The sequence below is a fragment of the Pantoea sp. PGP6 genome (assembly GCF_053474785.1).
Genome location: NZ_JBQBMA010000001.1, coordinates 2,966,680 through 2,984,191, shown reverse-complemented (window position 1 = coordinate 2,984,191; position 17,512 = coordinate 2,966,680). Strand labels below are relative to the sequence as shown.

Annotated in this window: 18 protein-coding genes; 13 read left to right on the top strand and 5 right to left on the bottom strand. The window is 56.0% G+C overall.

Features of this window, described 5'->3' with window-relative positions:
• Nucleotides 1-612: 612 nt before the first annotated feature.
• A complete protein-coding gene (locus ACLIBF_RS14545) occupies nucleotides 613-1,755 on the top strand; it encodes a PQQ-dependent sugar dehydrogenase (RefSeq protein ID WP_448310024.1) in 1,143 nt (380 codons plus the stop codon).
• 1 nt (nucleotide 1,756) lies between these two features.
• On the opposite strand, the gene ACLIBF_RS14540 is transcribed toward ACLIBF_RS14545, so the two are convergent.
• The gene (locus tag ACLIBF_RS14540; protein WP_031377011.1) at nucleotides 1,757-2,413 is read right to left on the bottom strand and encodes an HAD family hydrolase; all 657 of its coding nucleotides are present in this window, start codon (nucleotides 2,411-2,413) and stop codon (nucleotides 1,757-1,759) included.
• Nucleotides 2,414-2,686: 273 nt separating this feature from the next.
• On the opposite strand from ACLIBF_RS14540, the gene ACLIBF_RS14535 reads away from it, so the two are divergent.
• Nucleotides 2,687-3,889, top strand: coding sequence for a serine hydrolase (locus ACLIBF_RS14535; RefSeq protein WP_031377010.1), 1,203 nt, complete (start codon nucleotides 2,687-2,689; stop codon nucleotides 3,887-3,889).
• A gap of 39 nt (nucleotides 3,890-3,928) precedes the next feature.
• On the opposite strand, the gene ybjG is transcribed toward ACLIBF_RS14535, so the two are convergent.
• Together ybjG and ACLIBF_RS14525 are read right to left on the bottom strand one after the other, a co-directional pair.
• The gene (ybjG, locus tag ACLIBF_RS14530) at nucleotides 3,929-4,534 is read right to left on the bottom strand and encodes an undecaprenyl-diphosphate phosphatase (RefSeq protein ID WP_031377009.1); all 606 of its coding nucleotides are present in this window, start codon (nucleotides 4,532-4,534) and stop codon (nucleotides 3,929-3,931) included.
• 408 nt (nucleotides 4,535-4,942) lie between these two features.
• Complete coding sequence (locus ACLIBF_RS14525; protein WP_448310022.1) at nucleotides 4,943-6,631, bottom strand: aspartate:alanine antiporter; 1,689 nt, start codon at nucleotides 6,629-6,631, stop codon at nucleotides 4,943-4,945.
• 258 nt (nucleotides 6,632-6,889) lie between these two features.
• Here ACLIBF_RS14525 and ybjM point away from each other — a divergent pair, with 258 nt between their 5' ends.
• Complete coding sequence (gene ybjM / locus ACLIBF_RS14520) at nucleotides 6,890-7,255, top strand: inner membrane protein YbjM (protein ID WP_046288423.1); 366 nt, start codon at nucleotides 6,890-6,892, stop codon at nucleotides 7,253-7,255.
• A gap of 117 nt (nucleotides 7,256-7,372) precedes the next feature.
• Here ybjM and ACLIBF_RS14515 read toward each other — a convergent pair whose 3' ends face one another.
• Nucleotides 7,373-7,636 (bottom strand): GrxA family glutaredoxin, encoded by a 264-nt coding sequence (locus tag ACLIBF_RS14515; RefSeq protein WP_031377006.1) that lies wholly within the window; start codon nucleotides 7,634-7,636, stop codon nucleotides 7,373-7,375.
• Nucleotides 7,637-7,891: 255 nt separating this feature from the next.
• On the opposite strand from ACLIBF_RS14515, the gene ACLIBF_RS14510 reads away from it, so the two are divergent.
• The 10 genes from ACLIBF_RS14510 to rlmC all read left to right on the top strand — a co-directional run bounded on the left by ACLIBF_RS14510 (nucleotide 7,892) and on the right by rlmC (nucleotide 16,661).
• Nucleotides 7,892-8,143 carry a DUF1418 family protein gene (locus tag ACLIBF_RS14510; protein WP_031377005.1) on the top strand — a complete coding sequence of 84 codons (252 nt, stop codon included), beginning with the start codon at nucleotides 7,892-7,894 and terminating at the stop codon, nucleotides 8,141-8,143.
• Nucleotides 8,144-8,159: 16 nt separating this feature from the next.
• Entirely contained in the window at nucleotides 8,160-8,882 is a 723-nt protein-coding gene (gene nfsA, locus ACLIBF_RS14505) for an oxygen-insensitive NADPH nitroreductase (RefSeq protein WP_031377004.1), read from the top strand.
• A gap of 21 nt (nucleotides 8,883-8,903) precedes the next feature.
• Nucleotides 8,904-9,806: a 30S ribosomal protein S6--L-glutamate ligase gene (gene rimK, locus ACLIBF_RS14500; RefSeq protein WP_279809383.1), complete on the top strand. Its 903-nt coding sequence runs from the start codon at nucleotides 8,904-8,906 to the stop codon at nucleotides 9,804-9,806.
• 86 nt (nucleotides 9,807-9,892) lie between these two features.
• The gene (locus ACLIBF_RS14495; protein ID WP_031377003.1) at nucleotides 9,893-10,372 is read left to right on the top strand and encodes a YbjN domain-containing protein; all 480 of its coding nucleotides are present in this window, start codon (nucleotides 9,893-9,895) and stop codon (nucleotides 10,370-10,372) included.
• Between the two features lie 386 nt (nucleotides 10,373-10,758).
• Entirely contained in the window at nucleotides 10,759-11,868 is a 1,110-nt protein-coding gene (potF, locus tag ACLIBF_RS14490) for a spermidine/putrescine ABC transporter substrate-binding protein PotF (RefSeq protein ID WP_031377002.1), read from the top strand.
• Nucleotides 11,869-11,991: 123 nt separating this feature from the next.
• Nucleotides 11,992-13,125: a putrescine ABC transporter ATP-binding subunit PotG gene (gene potG / locus ACLIBF_RS14485; protein WP_031377001.1), complete on the top strand. Its 1,134-nt coding sequence runs from the start codon at nucleotides 11,992-11,994 to the stop codon at nucleotides 13,123-13,125.
• 9 nt (nucleotides 13,126-13,134) lie between these two features.
• On the top strand, nucleotides 13,135-14,097 hold the full coding sequence (potH, locus tag ACLIBF_RS14480; protein WP_031377000.1) for a putrescine ABC transporter permease PotH: 963 nt from the start codon (nucleotides 13,135-13,137) through the stop codon (nucleotides 14,095-14,097).
• The gene (gene potI / locus ACLIBF_RS14475; RefSeq protein ID WP_031376999.1) at nucleotides 14,094-14,939 is read left to right on the top strand and encodes a putrescine ABC transporter permease PotI; all 846 of its coding nucleotides are present in this window, start codon (nucleotides 14,094-14,096) and stop codon (nucleotides 14,937-14,939) included. The genes potH and potI overlap by 4 nt, the downstream gene beginning before the upstream one ends.
• A 75-nt stretch (nucleotides 14,940-15,014) precedes the next feature.
• The gene (locus tag ACLIBF_RS14470) at nucleotides 15,015-15,482 is read left to right on the top strand and encodes a YbjO family protein (protein ID WP_031376998.1); all 468 of its coding nucleotides are present in this window, start codon (nucleotides 15,015-15,017) and stop codon (nucleotides 15,480-15,482) included.
• Between the two features lie 48 nt (nucleotides 15,483-15,530).
• Nucleotides 15,531-16,661 (top strand): 23S rRNA (uracil(747)-C(5))-methyltransferase RlmC, encoded by a 1,131-nt coding sequence (gene rlmC / locus ACLIBF_RS14465; RefSeq protein ID WP_279809381.1) that lies wholly within the window; start codon nucleotides 15,531-15,533, stop codon nucleotides 16,659-16,661.
• A gap of 38 nt (nucleotides 16,662-16,699) precedes the next feature.
• Here rlmC and ACLIBF_RS14460 read toward each other — a convergent pair whose 3' ends face one another.
• Complete coding sequence (locus ACLIBF_RS14460; RefSeq protein WP_279809380.1) at nucleotides 16,700-17,431, bottom strand: arginine ABC transporter substrate-binding protein; 732 nt, start codon at nucleotides 17,429-17,431, stop codon at nucleotides 16,700-16,702.
• Nucleotides 17,432-17,512: the final 81 nt, after the last annotated feature.

The window sequence follows — 17,512 nt, the reverse complement described above, 5'->3', positions numbered from 1 at the left end:
AACTAATAAAACCCGATCTCACCCGTCGGGTTTTTTTATACCTGTCATTTACCGCCCGCTATCCTCAGTGCCAGCCGACTGGCTGGAAGGCGACGGGTAGTGAACCTGCTGGCCCCGCTGAGCACAGTCGTAACGTAATGGCTGGGTTATCAGGCTGAAAAAAAGTTATAGCTGTGATGTCGGATAAACAGGGTGACGTTGCGGCGGATTCCTGCCTGACCCTGGCGAATAACATCCTCAGGCACTGTTCGCGGGCCTTAAGACAGTGATTGCCGGATGAACTCCTTATCATCTTGCCGACACATACCGGCATAAGATGATGATTTACTGAGCTGCGGTTAGTGGAAATCTCTCAGGCTCGCCCAGGGCTGTTCAGTGAGAGCAACCCGGTTTCAGCTACTGACCCACGATTCAGGATTGATGCTGCTTGCCTCGTGAAGTGTTCTCTGTGTCTCCGAAGATGAAACGAAAACCGGGCTACGGCTGGCATTGCTGGTAGCCTGTTCCCCACATCTTCAGGGCGTCGCCCTGTTTAATCTTTTGTAAATCCTCAACATCACCGCAGAGTGGCTGACTACGCTTAAGGGCATCCCATCCCGTCAGGAGATCGCTATGGCTCGTTTCGCTCACGCGTTGTTGTTCAGTGGTTCGCTACTGTGTGCCACGCCGCTGCTGGCCGCAGAACCACAGGTACAGGTCCAGCTATTGCAGGATAAGTTACAACATCCATGGTCCGTGGCGTTTCTGCCCGACAACCAGACTCTGCTGATTACGGAACGCAGCGGCCAGCTGCGCAGCTGGAGCCCGCAGGATGGCTTGTCACAGCCGATTTCTGGCGTGCCGCCGGTCTGGGCACAGCGCCAGAGCGGCTTGCTGGACGTAGTACTGGCACCCGATTTCACCAGCAGCCGACGCGTCTGGCTGAGCTATACCGAAGCCAACAGCAGCGGGAAGGCCGGTGCGGTGGTGGGTGTCGGGACGCTGAGCGAGGATAACCGGCAACTGCGCGATTTCCGCGTGGTGATTCGCCAGACGCCTATGCTCTCCAGCGGCAATAATATCGGCACCCGCCTGGCATTCGATAAGCAGGGTTTTCTGTGGATCGCGTTTGGCGATAACTTTGCCAGCAGCACAGCGCAGCATCTCGATAAGCTGCAGGGCAAACTGCTGCGGCTGAATGCGGATGGCAGCGTGCCTGACGATAATCCGTTTGTGAAGCAGAGCGGGGCGCGCCCGGAGATCTGGGCTTATGGCCTGCGTAATCCGCAGGGCCTGGCGCTTAATCCGTGGACCGGAACGATGTGGGAAAGCGAGCATGGTCCGCGTGGCGGTGACGAGGTCAACATCATCGGTAAAGGTAAAAACTACGGCTGGCCGCTGGCGACCTACGGTATCGATTACAGTGGCGACAAAGTACCGGAATCGAAAGGGAGTCATGCAGCCGGAACCGAACAGCCGGTCTATTACTGGAAAGATTCGCCCGCCATCAGCGGCATGGCGTTTTATAACAGTGCCCGCTTCCCGCAGTGGAAAAATTCGCTGTTTATCGGCGCGCTGAAAGAGAAAAACCTGATCCGGCTGAGCGTAAACGGGGAGAAGGTCGTTGAAGAGCAGCGTCTGCTCGGCGATCAGAACGCACGTATTCGCGATGTGCGTCAGGGGCCGGATGGCTATCTCTATGTGCTGACCGATGAAGCTAACGGCAAATTGCTGAAAGTCGGGTTAGCGCAGGACGCCACTGCGTCCCGCGGCTAGCTTAGCGAGCCCAGTGGCAGACCTGCCATCCCCGGTTTAATGCCTCCTGGTGCAGCAGTTTGTCAGGATTAATTACATGCGCGTGATCGGCCTGTTCCAGTAACGGCAGGTCGTTCATCGAATCGCTGTAGGCCCAGGTGTGACCGAAGGCTTCACCCTGCTGTAGCGCTTTCCAGTCGCCCAGTCGCGTCACTTTGCCTTCTTTGTAGGTCATGGTGCCGTAGGTTTTACCGCTGTAGCGCTGATCGACGATCTCGACGCCTATCGCCAGCGCTCCGCAGGCACCCAGCTTTTCGGCAATCGGCAGTACCAGATGCTCGCCGCTGGCGGAGATAATCATCACCTTGTCGCCACGCGCCTGGTGCCACTCAATACGCTCACGTGCAGCAGGATAGACGCGCGGCATAATGTCGCGATGAATAAAGCGACGGACCCAGCCTTCAACGGTCAGGGTTGCCATGCCCGCCAGCGGGGCCAGGGTGGTATTCATGTACTCTTCAATCGATAGCGTGCCGGCATAATACTGCGCCATCAGGGCCTGTTCCTGGTCGATCAGCTCGCGGGGGGCGAAGCCCTGCGATACCAGCCAGCGTAACCACAGGCCAGTGCTGTCTTCACTAATAAGCGTCTCATCCAGATCAAATAGGGCTAAGTCCATGGTCGGTCTCCTCGGCTGACTGGCTTTCAGGTTAGCTGATAATTGTGACCGGCTTAACTGTTCTGCGAAAAATCGGAATTGCACGCATTTTTGGTGGCGACAGCAGGGGGCGAAACTGGCACGCGCGCGTTGGGGATGCCAGGGTTACTCTACTAAACTCTAAAAAACTTTACGATTCGGCGGTTTTTTTCGCTGCCTCCAACGGTTAGCGTTCTGAGTGGAGGTTTTCTGCCTCCAGAATCCCGATTTAACAAGGACAATCCGGTCAAGCCCATGACAAACACTCGCGTTGCTTCTCGCCTGCGGCTACTCGCTGCCACCTCTTTACTTCTTATCGCCCCGATCGGCGCTTTTGCTGAACAGGCGCCTGCCGCGCCTGGCATTGATGCCAAAGCCTGGATACTGATGGATTATGCCAGCGGCAAAGTGCTGGCCGAGTCAAACGCCGATCAGCGTCTCGATCCCGCCAGTCTGACCAAAATGATGACCAGCTACGTGGTGGGTCAGGCGATCAAAGCCGGCAAAATTAAGCCGGACGATCTGGTTACGGTAGGGCAGGATGCCTGGGCGACCGGCAACCCTAAGCTGCGCGGTTCGTCGCTGATGTTTTTAAAACCGGGTGACCGTATTCCGGTCCATGAGCTGAACAAGGGCATTGTGATCCAGTCCGGTAACGACGCCTGTATCGCGCTGGCGGATTACGTGGCGGGCAGCCAGGACTCGTTTATCGGCCTGATGAACAACTACGTTAAAGCGCTGGGGTTACAGAACACCCACTTTATGACGGTTCACGGGCTGGATGCTGAGGGACAGTACAGCACGGCGCGGGATATGGCGTTAATTGCCCAGGCGCTGATTCGCGACGTACCGGAAGAGTATGCGCTGAATAAAGAGAAAGAGTTCACCTTCAATAAAATCCGCCAGATGAACCGTAACCGTCTGCTGTGGAGCACCAATCTTAAGGTAGATGGCGTCAAAACCGGCCACACCTCCGGTGCCGGTAATAACCTGGTGGCCTCGGCAACCGAAGGCGATATGCGACTGATTTCGGTAGTGCTGGGCACTGCCAGCGATGCGATTCGCTTCCGCGAAAGCGAAAAATTGCTCACCTGGGGCTTCCGCTTCTATGAAACCGTGACGCCGATTAAGGCCGACGCGCCGTTTGCGCAGCAGCGGGTCTGGTTTGGCGATAAGAGTCAGGTCAACCTTGGCGTGTCGAAAGATGCCGCGCTGACCATCCCGAAAGGGCAGATGAAAAATCTGAAGGCGAGCTTTAAGCTCAATTCGCCGCAGCTCGAAGCGCCACTGAAGAAGAATCAGGTGGTGGGCACCATTGATTTCCAGCTGGATGGCAAAACCGTCGACCAGCGTCCGCTGGTGGTATTACAGGAGGTGCCGGAAGGAGGCTTCTTCAGCCGGATGGTGGATTTCGTAATGATGAAATTCAACGGCTGGTTCGGGAAGTGGTTCTCATAATTCTGATAAAAAGAAGGGACGCCGCGGCGTCCCTTCTTTTTAATCCTGAGTCCAGCCTTTACGAATCGGCAGGGCAAACAGCGATCGGTAGAGCGGATTAATCACCGCCAGCATCCGCTCGCCGTAGATCTGCCAGGCCAGATGGGAGGCCAGACAGCTCAGTAAGCCAACCAGGAAACCGCCCAGCATATCCATTGGCCAGTGGACGCCAAGGTAGATGCGCGACCAGGCGATGGCGATACCGGCCAGCATCAGAATCACCCCTGACCACAGGCGATGCCAGAAAATAAAGGCCAGCGCAAAGGTGAAGATAGTGGTGCCGTGATCGCTGGGGTAGGAATCATCCGCTGCGTGGTGCAGGAACTGATGGCCGAGTCCAATCGCGAACGGGCGAGGGTGCGGTAACAGCTGGCCGACACACCAGGAAATCGCCAGCGCATACAGTAAAGCCATGCCGGTTTTTAGCACCAGCACCCGCTGTGAAGAGACCTGGTCGCGTGGTCCCCACAGCCACAGCGCGACGATTAACAGCGGCACGATGGCAATCAGATCTTTGGCGATAAAGGTTGCCAGTTGCAGCAGCCAGGCGGGTGACGCAGGCGTGGCATTGATGGCGATAAACAATGAGCGGTTTAACTCTTCCATTATGGGGGACATTCCTCTGCAAACAGGCCGCCAGTCAACGGCTACGCTACCCGCACGGGCAGACACAGACTGACTACAGCGGCAAATCAAACGTCAGCGACAACGCGCTAACCAAAATATTCAGCACAAATTGCTAACAGCACCGGCGCACTATCCTGCTTTTTACCCTGGGTTTCGTCCATAGCAAGGCTCTTAATCTGCTCACGGGTTGCCTGACTGTTTAAGTTTGACAGCCGGACGGCCGCGCCTTAATCCGGAGTGGGGGCGTCATGGCGGAAAAAAGGGCATAAAAAAACCCGCCGGGAAAAAGACCAGCGGGCTCCACAATTTGGGGATTTCAAAGAAAAGCAGTGGCACTTATTCAGACTACCCCTTAACAAAAAAGTTCTGGACGTATACAAAAAAATTTTATAAGGGCAAAAGCGGCCAGATAATCACGATCAGCGTACCCGCCAGCGTCAACAGCACGTTAGCAATGGCGTAAGTTCCGGCGTAGCCCAGCGCCGGAATATTGCTGCGCGCGGTGTCACTGATAATCTCCATCGCCGGCGCGCAGGTGCGGGCGCCCATGATGGCCCCAAACAGTAACGCGCGGTTCATTCGCAGTACGTACGCACCAAACAGATAGCAGATAATCACCGGGATCAGGCTGACCAGTAGTCCACACAGCAGCATCAGCGCACCCTCACTGCTGACGCCGTGATTGATACCGCTGCCAGCGCTCAGCCCCACGCCGGCCATAAACACCATCAGCCCGAACTCTTTCACCATGGTGAGTGCGCCCTGAGGGATGTAGCCAAAGGTCGGATGGTTGGCGCGCAGGAAGCCGAGCATAATGCCGGCAAACAGCAGGCCGGCAGCGTTACCGAGGCCAAAACTAAAGTTGCTGAACTGAAAGGTAATCAGACCAATCATCAGGCCGACGATGAAGAAGGCGCAGAAGGCTAGCAGGTCGGTCATCTGGCTGTGAATAGCGATAAAGCCAATGCGATCCGCCACGCTTTTAACCCGTCGCGCTTCGCCGCTGACCTGCAATACATCGCCTTTATTCAGCATGATGCTGTCGTCAATCGGCATCTCAATCTGGCTGCGAATCACCCGGTTAAGGAAGCAGCCATGATCGGTGAGATTAAGTTTGCTGAGCCGTTTGTTCACTGCATTGTGGTTTTTCACCACAATCTCTTCGGTCACAATTCGCATATCCAGCAGATCGCGGTCAAACACCTCTTTGCCGTTACGGAAGCTGGGGTCGAGACGGGCGTGCGCATCGGGATAACCGACCAGGGAGATGTCGTCGCCGAGTTGCAGTACCGCATCGCCATCCGGGCTGGCGAGAATACCATTACGGCGGATGCGCTCAATGTAGCAGCCGGTCTGGCGATAGATACCGAGTTCACGCAGGTTTTTGCCGCCGCTCCACGCCACCAGTTCCGGGCCGACGCGGTAAGCACGGATCACCGGTAAAAACACCTTGCGCTGGCTGTCAGCATCCAGCCCGCGCTCGCGAGCGATCTGCTGCGCACAGGTGGGCAGATCCTGATGCTGCAGGCGCGGCAGGTAACGCGCGCCAAAGATCAGGCTGACCAGGCCAATCAGATAGGTCACGGCATAGCCGAGACTGAGCTGATCCTGCATCAATCCCAGCTGTTTGCTGTCGCTGATACTTTGCCGTAGCGTATCGCCGGCACCGACCAGCACCGGCGTTGAGGTCATTGAGCCCGCCAGCATGCCCGCCGTCAGGCCGATATCCCAGCCAAACAGCTTACCGAGCCCCAGTGCCATAATCAGCGCGCTGACCACCATCACGATAGCGAGCATGAAATAGTTTTTGCCGTCGCGAAAGAATATCGAGAAAAAGTTGGGACCGGCCTCGACGCCAACACAAAAAATAAACAGCATAAAGCCGAGACTTAATGCGTCGGTATTGATCGTAAAGTGCTGCTGGCCTAATAACAGGGAAACCACTAATACGCCGATCGAATTTCCCAGCTGAACCGAGCCAAGACGCAATTTCCCCAGGCAGAGCCCGAGCGCCAAAACGACAAATAATAACAAAACGTCATTTCTACTTAACAATTCTGCGACGTTAATATTCACTGTTTAACTTCTTGTTTACGTGTAACCTGTTGAAGAGAGGCTTGTTTTTCGCTATCTTGAGCAAGCCGTCGGGGGTGCGTTGTATCAGTGCTGCAAATGCGACCGTTGTAACGGCGGCTATTCTAATCAGAAAAATCTTCCTCAGCCATTGGCTAATTTCATTCGTTATCAAAACGAACTGTTTCTTTTTATTTCCACCTGAACGCAGCAGGGATACAGGCAAGTTTTATCCGGGTAATTTTTAGTCAGTGAGGTGTTATGCCGCAGCGTTCTTATCTCTGGACGATCCGCCTGTGTGGGGTGGTGCTTTATAGTCTGGTGTTTGTTTTTACCTGCCACTTCTGGCAAACCGGTCCTGGCCCGTTGCATGGTCAGCCTGAACTGCTGCTGTTTATGCTGCCTGGTATCGTGATGGCCTTGATGCAGGTGGAAAGTCCGTTAAAAAGTACCTTGCTGATGGCGCTGTGGGGCACCCTGGTGGCCGTGCTGCTGTTAAATAATACGCTGCTGGTCCATGCCAGCGGGCTGTTTGTGGTCGCCTGGAGTGTGAGCGCCATGTTCTGGGCTGGTTGCGGCGCGCTATTGGTGCGCCTGATGCAGATAGTGATGGCCTCGCTGAACTAAAGCGCCCCGGCCCGGCATAAAGGGCCGGGGCTGAGAAACAGTCAGACGCTGCCCAGCAAAAAGGCGAGACCGGTAACCGCGTCTCGCCTTTTTCATTACCCAGCCTGCAACCGCTAATTAAGCGACAAAGCCCAGGTTTTCTTTGGTCCATGCGGCGAATTCGGTGTAGCCGCCGACGTGTTTATCATCCAGGAAAATCTGCGGCACGGTGGTGACTGGCTTACCGGCGCTGGCTTCCAGATCGGCTTTAGTAATGCCTTCTGCCTGAATATCCACATACTGATAGCTAAAATCATCACGCTCAGCAGTGAGTTTATCCGCCAGCTCTTTAGCACGGACACAATATGGGCAGCCCGGACGACCAAAAATTACAGCAATCATGAAGAACTCCTTGCAGCGTGGTGCGTGATCTACATCACACAATAAAACTGAGAATGGCAATCATGATGCCCGCTCGTATCGCTTAAAGGAAGCAGGATTTGCCTGTTAGTCTGATGCCCGCCACCTATAGCGGCTGGAACCTTGTTATCAGCCGGGCGGGGTTTTTTCTGTCCGTGGCTCACCCTGAACGGTGGGCAATTTGCGGGTTGTTAACCATAATTGACGCTCAATAACCGGCTAAGGCAGGAGAGGACGATGCAGAATGTCGCCAGATTACCCCGCACGGTGTTGGTGCTGGAAGCGCTTGGCGGCCTGATGATTCTGGCCGCACTGCTGCTGGTGAACCGCTGGCTGCCCGCGCCCGGCACGCTGAACGTCAGGACGCTGGCGACCGGGCTGTTTATCGCGGGTATTGTTTTGATGCTGCCCGCCGCCTGGCTATTAATGTGGCGCACCGCAAAAGCGATCGCGCCGCAGTTGTTTAATCACACTGACAAAAAAAGATAATGTTGCTGGAGACTTTATGACACCGACCATTGATTTACTGTGCAGCCACCGCTCTGTTCGCGCCTTCACCGACCAGCCCGTCAGCGAGGCGCAGCGTGAAGCGATTATTAATGCGGCGCAATCGGCGTCCACATCCAGTTTTTTACAGTGCTCTTCTATTATTCGTATCACTGACCGTGCGCTGCGCGACCAGCTGGTCACCCTGACCGGCGGTCAGTCGTGGGTGGCAGATGCACCCGAGTTCTGGGTGTTCTGCGCTGACTTTAATCGTCACCTGCAGATCTGTCCGGATGCCCAGCTGGGCCGCGCTGAACAGCTGCTGCTCGGCTGTGTCGATACCGCGCTGATGGCGCAGAATGCCATGGTGGCGGCCGAATCGCTGGATCTGGGTGGGGTGTTCATTGGCGGTATCCGTAACAACATCGCCGAGGTAACCACTCTGCTCGGCCTGCCAAAATTTGTGTTGCCGCTGTTTGGTTTTTGCCTGGGCCATCCTGAAACCCGCCCGGATGTGAAACCGCGCATGCCGCACGCAATGCTGGTGCATGAAAACCGCTACCAGCCGCTCGATCCGGCGGTACTGGCGGACTATGACAGCCGCACCGAGCTTTACTATCAGCATCGTGACAGCAACCAGCGCAGCGAAACCTGGAGCGAACTGATTCAGCGCCTGATTATCAAAGAAACGCGCCCGTTTATGCTGGATTATCTGCATCAGCAGGGCTGGGCAACGCGCTAAGCTAACGGCGGAGAACGGACGATGAAAATAGCCATTCTGTCGCGCGATGAAACGCTTTACTCCAGCCGGCGGCTGCGTGAGGCGGCCGAAGGCCGTGGCCATCAGGTGCAAATCATCGATCCGCTCTCCTGCTACATGAACATCAATCCCGCCTCGCCCGCCGTGCACTACTGCGGTGAACCGCTCGGCCACTTTGATGCGGTCATTCCGCGCATCGGCTCTCTGACCACCTTTTACGGTACGGCGGTGCTGCGTCAGTTTGAGATGAGCGGCAGTTACCCGCTGAATGAGTCGGCAGCGATCACCCGCGCACGTGACAAGCTGCGATCGCTGCAGCTGCTGGCGCGCGAGGGAATCGATATGCCGGTCACCGGCTTTGCTTCCTCGCCGGACGATACCGAGGATCTGATCGCCATGGTCGGCGGCGCGCCGCTGGTGGTCAAACTGGTGGAAGGCACCCAGGGCATCGGCGTAGTGCTGGCCGAAACGCGCCAGGCGGCGGAAAGCGTTATCGATGCGTTTCGCGGTCTGAATGCCCATATTCTGGTGCAGGAGTTCATCAAAGAGGCGGGCGGCCGTGATATTCGCTGTCTGGTGATTGGCAATCAGGTCGTGGCGGCGATTGAGCGGGTGGCAAAAGAGGGCGACTTTCGCTCCAATCTGCACCGTGGCGGCAAGGCGTATCCGGTCACTATCACTGAGCAGGAGCGGCACATTGCCGTCAAAGCGGCGACCACGCTGGGGCTGGACGTCGCCGGGGTCGATATCCTGCGTGCCGCTCGGGGTCCGCTGGTGATGGAGGTCAATGCCTCGCCGGGTCTCGAAGGGATCGAAACCAGCAGCGGTCTGGACATTGCCGGGCTGATGATTGGCTGGATTGAGCAGCAGGCTATCCCCGGGCTCCGTCCTAAAACCGCGGGCTGACACGCGCTTTTCAGCGGTTTTCGTGGCATCGACGCGCATTTTTCCGTAAGCTAAGTCGCCTGTTTATCACCCCATGGGATTTTACGATGGATTCTCTTGTCGTTCCGGATATCGACCTGTTGCGTCGCTGGCTGGATCAGCAAAATATCACCTGGTTCGAATGCGATGCCTGTCAGGCACTACATCTGCCGCATATGCAAAACTTCGACGGGGTGTTTGACGCCAAAATCGATCTGGTCGACAACGTCATTCTGTTTTCGGCGCTGGCTGAAGTGAAGCCCACGGCGCTGATTCCTTTGGTAGGCGACCTGTCGCAAATTAATGCCAGTTCGCTGACGGTGAAAGCGTTCATCGACATTCAGGATGATAACCTGCCGAAGCTGATTGTCTGTCAGTCAATGACCATCACCGCAGGGTTAACCTTTGGTCAGTTCTCTCACTTTATGAAACAGAGTGAAGAGCAGATCTCAATGGTGATCCTTGAGGCGTTTGCTAACAATCTGCTGATGATTGGTGAAGAGGAAGAGCATGTGCCGGTGACCAGCGTGCACTCCGTGCTGCACTGATCAGACCCGATTGCCCGTTAAGCCGTCCCTGTGACGGCTTTTTTTATGTCCGTCGCACCGGATAGCTATAATTTTTTATTCTGCACTTTGCCCTTTAGTGCCAGATATTTGTCGTTCTTTATGCCAGTAAAGCCGAACCTCATAGCTTAAACATGCATAAAATATCGCGTTTAGGCGTTTTTTACGCTGAGGTCTGGTGCAGTCTGAGTCGGGGGGCTATTCTTGCGGGGCTGTGACAGCCGCGTAACTGCGCCACAGCTAATGGTTTTTGCTATTACACTTCCGCTGAATAATGATTCATTGTGTCACTGACCTTACACACAGAACGCAACGTATGGATCACTGGTTTGCAGCGTTGTGATGACCCGCTCAGGAGGATGGAAAACATGTTCAACCAACGTCAGAAATGGTTGTCAGGTGTGGTAGCTGGCGTGCTGATGGCCGCGTCTGCCAGCACCATGGCGGAAGATAAAACGCTGCACGTTTATAACTGGTCTGATTATATCTCGCCAGATACCGTGCCGAACTTTGAAAAGCAGTCCGGCATCAAAGTGGTTTACGACGTGTTTGACTCCAATGAAGTGCTGGAAGGCAAACTGATGGCTGGCAGCACCGGCTATGACGTGGTGGTGCCATCCTCCAGCTTCCTGGCGCGTCAGCTGCAATCCGGCGTGTTCCAGCCGCTGGATAAGAGCAAACTGCCTAACTATAAAAACCTCGATCCGGCGCTGATGGAAAAAGTGGCGCAGCACGATCCGGGCAACAAATACGCCATTCCTTACCTGTGGGGCACTACCGGTATCGGCTACAACATCGATAAAGTCAAAGCGGTACTCGGCGCAGATGCACCGGTTAACAGCTGGGATCTGGTGATGAAGCCAGAAAATCTGGAGAAGCTGAAAAGCTGTGGCGTCTCTTTCCTTGATGCGCCGGAAGAAATTTTCGCTACCGTGCTCAACTATCTGGGTAAAGATCCGAACAGTTCTGACGCCAAAGAGTATTCAGGCGCGGCCACCGATCTGCTGTTGAAACTGCGTCCGAACATTCGTTATTTCCATTCGTCGCAGTACATCAACGATCTGGCTAACGGCAATATTTGTGTGGCGATTGGCTGGTCAGGTGACATTCTGCAGGCGAAAAACCGGGCCGATGAAGCCAAAAATGGCGTGCATCTCGGTTACAGCGTGCCGAAAGAGGGCGCTCTGGCCTTCTTCGACATGATGGCAATTCCGAAAGACGCGAAGAATCTTGATGGTGCCTACGCCTGGCTGAACTACATCATGGATCCAAAAGTGATCGCGGATGTCTCGAACAAGATGAACTACGCCAACGGCAATAAAGCTTCGCTGCCGCTGATCAATGCTGACGTCCGCAACAACCCAGGCATCTTCCCGACGCCAGAAGCGATGTCGAAATTGTTCGTGCTCAAAGTTCAGGATCCGAAACTGGATCGTGTGCGTACCCGTGCATGGACTAAAGTAAAAAGTGGTAAGTAATTCGTTCTGAACGGATTGACTGATTACGCATCAGCAACAGAGGCGCAGTGTCGGCCTCTGTTGTGCCATTTTTAGCGGCGGATTTTGCCGCGATGTTCCGCCTGGCTCCGGAGAGATACGTTAGTGAACGATGCCATTCCCCGTCCTCAAAATAAAACCGCAAAGGCGTTAACGCCGCTGCTGGAAATTCGCAATCTGACAAAATCGTTCGACGGACAGCATGCTGTCGATGATGTCAGTCTGACCATTTACAAAGGCGAGATTTTTGCCCTGCTGGGCGCGTCGGGCTGTGGCAAATCCACGCTGTTGCGGATGCTGGCGGGTTTCGAGCCGCCGACCAGCGGCCAGATTGTGCTGGATGGCCAGGATCTGTCGCACGTCGCCCCTTATCAGCGGCCAATCAATATGATGTTCCAGTCTTACGCGCTGTTTCCGCACATGACGGTGGAGCAGAATATCGCCTTTGGTCTGAAGCAGGATAAGTTGCCGAAGGGCGAAATCACCAGTCGGGTGGCGGAAATGCTGGCGCTGGTGCATATGCAGGAGTTTGCCAGGCGTAAGCCGCATCAGCTCTCCGGTGGTCAGCGTCAGCGTGTGGCGCTGGCGCGTAGCCTGGCGAAACGGCCTAAGCTGCTGCTGCTGGATGAACCGATGGGCGCGCTGGACAAGAAGCTGCGCGATCGCATGCAGCTGGAGGTGGTTGATATCCTCGAGCGGGTGGGCGCAACCTGCGTCATGGTTACCCACGATCAGGAAGAGGCGATGACCATGGCGGGCCGCATTGCCATCATGAATCGCGGCAAGTTCGTGCAGATTGGCGAGCCGGAAGAGATCTACGAGCATCCGACCAGCCGCTACAGTGCCGAATTCATCGGCTCGGTGAACGTGTTTGAAGGGCTGCTGCGCGAACGTCAGGCGGATGGTCTGGTTATCGACAGCCCAGGGCTGATGCACCCGCTGAAGGTCGACTCCGATGTCTCGGTGGTGGATAACCTGCCGGTTCACGTCGCGCTGCGTCCCGAAAAAGTGATGCTGTGCGATGAGGTGCCAGCCGATGGCTGCAACTTTGCCGTCGGTGAAGTGGTGCATATCGCCTATCTCGGTGACCTTTCGATTTTCCATGTCCGTCTGCACAGCGGACAGATGATCAGCGCACAGTTGCAAAACGCGCATCGCTACCGCAAAGGGTTGCCGACCTGGGGCGATGAAGTCCGCCTCTGTTGGGAGAGCGACAGCTGCGTGGTGTTGACGGTTTAAGGAGGCGCCATGAGCCAGATTTTCCAACGCAGCAAAGCGCCGGCCCGGCTGGTCGGCACGCCGCTGCAACGCTGGGCTACGCGAATTAAAATGCAGCACGGCCGCAAACTGGTGATCGCTTTACCCTATGTCTGGCTGGTGCTGTTCTTCCTGCTGCCGTTCCTGACGGTGCTAAAGATCAGCTTCGCTGACATTGCGCGCGCCATTCCACCCTATACCGAACTGGTCAGCTGGGCGGACGATCAGTTCAGTATTGTGCTGAACTTTGCCAATTACCTGACGCTGACCGACGATCCTCTCTACGTCGACGCCTATCTGCAGTCGCTGAAAGTAGCGGCCATCTCGACGGTGATTTGCCTGCTGGTGGGCTATCCGCTGGCCTGGGCGGTGGCGCACAGCAAGCCGTCGATGCGCACTATCCTGCTGCTGCTGGTGATCCTGCCGTCGTGGACCTCCTTTCTGGTGCGGGTCTACGCCTGGATGGGGCTGCTGAACAATAACGGTATCCTCAACCGTTTTCTGCTGTGGCTGGGCGTGATTGATCATCCGCTGGTGATCCTTTACACCAATACCGCAGTCTATATCGGCATCGTTTACTGCTATCTGCCGTTTATGGTGCTGCCGATCTACACCGCGCTGACGCGTATCGACTACTCGCTGGTTGAAGCGTCGCTGGATCTGGGCGCGCGTCCGCTGAAAACCTTTTTCAGCGTGATCGTTCCGCTTACCAAAGGCGGGATAATCGCCGGTTCGATGCTGGTGTTTATTCCGGCAGTCGGTGAGTACGTGATCCCGGAACTGCTCGGGGGTCCGGACAGCATTATGATTGGCCGTATTCTGTGGCAGGAGTTCTTTAATAACCGTGACTGGCCGGTCGCGTCGGCGCTGGCGGTCATTATCCTGCTGATCCTGATTCTGCCGATCATCTGGTTCCATAAGCATCAAAACCGTGAGATGGGGGAGAAGGCATGAACAATTTGCCGACCATTCGCTCGCCCTGGCGTACCGGGATTCTGGTCTGCTGTTTCCTGTTCCTCTATGCGCCGATGCTGCTGCTGGTGGTTTACTCCTTCAACAGCTCACAGCTGGTGACGGTATGGGACAGCTTCTCCTTCCACTGGTACCGGGTGCTGTTTCAGGATAGCGCGATGATTGACGCGGTGATGCTGAGTCTGAGTATCGCCGCGCTCTCCGCCACCATGGCGGTGGTGCTGGGAACCCTGGCGGCGGTGATTATCGTGCGCTTCGGCCGTTTCCGTGGCCATAACGGCTTTGCGTTTATGCTGACCGCACCGCTGGTGATGCCCGACGTGATCACCGGGCTGTCGCTGCTGCTGCTGTTTGTGGCGATGGGCAACGCCTTTGGCTGGCCGAGCGAGCGCGGCATGCTGACCATCTGGCTGGCGCACGTTACGTTCTGTACCGCCTATGTCGCCGTGGTGATCAACTCGCGCCTGCGCGAACTGGACCGCTCGATTGAAGAGGCCGCGATGGATCTGGGCGCAACGCCGCTCAAAGTGTTCTTCGTGATTACCGTGCCGATGATTGCTCCGGCTATCGTCACCGGCTGGCTGCTGGCGTTTACGCTGTCTCTCGACGATCTGGTGATTTCCAGCTTTGTGACCGGCCCTGGCGCGACCACCTTGCCGATGGCGATTTTTGCCACCGTGCGGCGTGGCGTCAATCCGGAAATCAACGCGCTCGCCTCACTGATCCTGTTCGTGGTCGGTTTAGTCGGTTTTATCGCCTGGCGGGTGATGGCACATGAAGAAAAACAACGTTTAAGCGATATTCAGAAAGCTAAACGTGGCTGAAATCCGTAACATTTGCCACTATAACAACGGGCTGGTTTTACCGGCCCGTTTTTTGATCAGGTGGAGTCACGGACTATGTCAGAAATCCTTAAAAGCAGCCGCACGTTGACCGAGGCACCGGTTCCGGTCACCGTGGCGGGCATTGCCATTATCGCGACGCGCTGCCTGAGCGTGCTGATGCTGGCAAATGAGCTTGGCTACAGCGAGCTCGCCAACTTTGTCCACCGCAGCGCCCAGGCCTGGGACTCAACCTTTATCTTTGTCGCCAGCCAGCTGATCTTTCTGTTCGAACTGCGCTGCGCCTTTACCCTGATGCGCGGCAGCAACCGGGGACGCTGGGGCTATGTCGCCACCCAGGTGATTGTGCTGGGTTATATGCTGATGGCCTCCATGGGCTGGATCTATCCGGAGATATTCAGCATTGATGGCGCGAATAATGTCCAGATCGTCCATCACACCCTGCTGCAAAAGCTGCCGGATCTGCTGGTACTGCTGCTGCTGTTTCTGCCGCTCAGCAGTCGCGCATTTTTCAGCAAGCGATGATACAATCGCGCTCCGCCCGACCTCTCCACCGTGAATACAGGCTTTCCCATGCATTGCGCGCTCTATGACGCTAACCGTTGCCGCTCCTGCCAGTGGCTGGAAAAACCCTATACCCAACAGCTGACTGACAAACAGTCATGGCTGGAACAGCTGCTGGCCGATCGGCCGGTGGCGCAGTGGTTGCCACCGATCACCTCGCCGCAGCAGGCGTTTCGTAATAAAGCCAAGATGGTGGTCAGCGGTAGCGTGGAGCGTCCGGTGTTCGGCATGGTTCAGCGCAATGGCGAGGCGGTTGATCTGTGCGACTGTCCGCTCTATCCAGCCAGTTTTCAGCCGGTGTTTGCTGCGCTGCGGCCGTTTATCGCCCGCGCCGGGCTGACGCCGTACAACGTGGCGCGCAAACGGGGCGAGCTGAAGTATCTGTTGCTGACCGGCAGTAGTCAGGGCGGCATGATGCTGCGCTTTGTGTTGCGTTCGACCACCAAGCTGGCGCAGCTGCGCGCGGCACTGCCGGAGCTGCAACAGCAGTTGCCGCAGCTGACGGTGATCTCCGCCAATATTCAGCCGGTACATATGGCGATTCTGGAAGGGGAGCAGGAGATTGCGCTGACGCCAGCGCAGTCGCTGGCCGAAAATTTTAACGGCGTGCCGCTGTGGATTCGTCCGCAAAGTTTCTTCCAGACCAATCCACAGGTTGCCAGCACGCTTTACGCCACCGCCCGGCAATGGGTGCAGCAGCTGCCGGTCACCAGCATGTGGGATCTGTTCTGCGGCGTAGGGGGATTTGGCCTGCACTGCGCCACGCCAGAGATGACGCTGACCGGCATTGAAATCAGCGCCGAGGCGATTAAATGCGCCCAGCGTTCAGCGCAGATGATGGGACTGGAAAAAGTGCAGTTTGCTGCGCTGGACTCGACCGAATTTGCCACCGGCCGGGACGCGGTGCCACAGCTGGTGCTGGTTAACCCACCGCGACGCGGCATTGGCGCTGAACTGTGTAATTTTCTTAGTCAGATGGCACCCGATTATCTGCTCTATTCCAGCTGTAACCCACAGACGCTGGCAGAAGACGTAGCCCGGCTGAATGATTATCAGATTAGCAAGGTGCAGCTGTTTGATATGTTCCCGCACACCGCCCATTTTGAAGTGCTGGCGTTGTTAACCCGCCAGCCGCGCTAAGCGTAAGACGGGCTCAGACACTGAGCCCGCATCTGCATTTATTCAGGGAACCACTGCTGGTTAATCTGCTGCCAGCGGCCATTGGCTTTCAGTTCGGCGAGGGCATGATTAAAGCGATCGCGTAATTCGGTGTTGCCTTTGCGCACCGCAATGCCGAGGCCGGTGCCAAAGTAGTCTGCATCGGTAACGTGCTCGCCGACGGTTGCCAGATCGCTGTTGGTCTTCAGCCACTGATTCACCACGGCGCTGTCACCAAACACCCCATCCAGACGCCCATTCTTCATATCCAGAATCGCATTCTGATAGCTGTCATACGCCACCACCGTCACCTCAGGATGTTTTTCCTGCAGGTATTTCTGATGGGTGGTGCCGTTCTCGACACCAAGACGCTTGCCCTTCAGGGCGGCAAAATCACTGAACTGGCCTTTGCGGGCGATCACGATTGCGGAGTTGGCGTAGTAGGGCTGGGTAAAATCGACCTGCTTGCTGCGTTCGGTGGTGATGTCCATACCGGAAATAACCGCGTCATAGCGGCGGAACTTCAGCGAAGGGATCAGGCTGTCGAACGCATTGTTGGTGAAGGTGCAGTCGGCCTTCATCTGCTGGCAAAGCGCCTTCGCCAGATCGATGTCGAAACCGACCAGCTGATTTTCACGATTCAGCGATTCAAACGGCGGATAAGTCGCCGAGGCGGCGAAGCGAATTTTATCAGCGGCCTGGGCGCTGAGGGCCAGCGAAGCCAGCGTGGCGGCAACAATCCATTTTTTCATTATACGACTCCTGTAATCACAACCTGTTCACTACTCTGAGAGCTGCTTACCCTGCCAGATAATGAATTTTTATGCAATCGT